The following is a 1,155-nucleotide window of genomic DNA, read 5'->3' as shown; positions in this document are numbered from 1 at the left end:
GATCTCCTCCATCGACGTCGTCGGCCACGAGTTCGGCCACGGCATCGACCAGTTCACCCCCGGCGGCGCCAACAACGAGAACGGCCTGGGCGAGGGCACCGGCGACATCTTCGGCGCGCTCACCGAGGCCTACGCCAACCAGACCTCCCCGTACGACGACCCGGACTACCTCGTCGGCGAGATGATCAACCTGGTCGGCCGCGGCCCGATCCGCAACATGTACAACCCCTCGCTCGTCAGCAACAACCCCAACTGCTACTCCTCCTCGATCCCGAGCACCGAGGTGCACGCGGCCGCCGGCCCGCTGAACCACTGGTTCTACCTGCTCGCCGAGGGCTCCAACCCGGGCGGCGGCAAGCCCACCAGCCCCACCTGCAACAACTCCTCGGTCACCGGTGTCGGCATCAAGGACGCCGGCCGGATCTTCTACGGCGGCATGCTGCTCAAGACCAGCGGCATGACCTACAAGCGCTACCGCACCACCACCCTGACCGCCGCCAAGAACCTCGACCCGAGCTGCAACCTGTTCAACCGCACCAAGGCCGCCTGGGACGCCGTCAGCGTCCCGGCCCAGAGCGGTGACCCGAACTGCACGAACAACGGCGGCGACGACTTCTCGGTGACGCTGAGCCCGTCGTCCGGCTCGGTCAAGCCCGGCAACTCGACCACGGCGACCGTCAACACCTCGGTCGTCTCGGGCAACGCGCAGACCGTCGCCCTGACCGCCTCGGGCCTCCCGTCCGGCGTCACCGCGTCGTTCAGCCCGTCCTCGGTCCAGGCCGGCGCCTCGGCCACGCTGACCCTGTCGGCCTCCTCGACCGCCGCGGCCGGCACCTACCCGGTCACGGTCACCGGCACCGCCGGCGCCACCGTCCACACCAGCCAGTTCAACCTGACGGTCGGCGACGGCACGCCCAACCCGGGTGGCACCTGGGCCGTCGGCACCACGTACAAGGCCGGCGACGTCGTGACCTACAACGGGGTCAGCTACCGCTGCATCCAGGGCCACACCGCCTACGCCGGCTGGGAGCCGCCGAACGTCCCGGCGCTCTGGCAGGCCATCTGACCGGGGGGTCCTGACACCCGGTGAAACCCGCCGTGCCGCGGGCCGGGCGGGGGGCCGGCCCCGGGCCCGGCCGGTGTCGGGCCCCGGGG

General features: G+C 71.3%; 1 protein-coding gene and 1 pseudogene. Both read left to right on the top strand.

The features are described from left to right. Window positions 1–928: pseudogene (locus ACFVFS_RS32435) on the top strand (M4 family metallopeptidase); the annotation flags it as partial. 39 nt (window positions 929–967) lie between these two features. Beyond that, the gene (locus ACFVFS_RS32430; protein ID WP_380628410.1) at window positions 968–1,066 is read left to right on the top strand and encodes a carbohydrate-binding protein; all 99 of its coding nucleotides are present in this window, start codon (window positions 968–970) and stop codon (window positions 1,064–1,066) included. The last annotated feature ends 89 nt before the right edge of the window (window positions 1,067–1,155 follow it).

The sequence above is a fragment of the Kitasatospora sp. NPDC057692 genome, assembly GCF_042799475.1.
GTDB lineage: Bacteria > Actinomycetota > Actinomycetes > Streptomycetales > Streptomycetaceae > Kitasatospora.
This window is presented reverse-complemented; position numbering and strand designations above follow the sequence as displayed.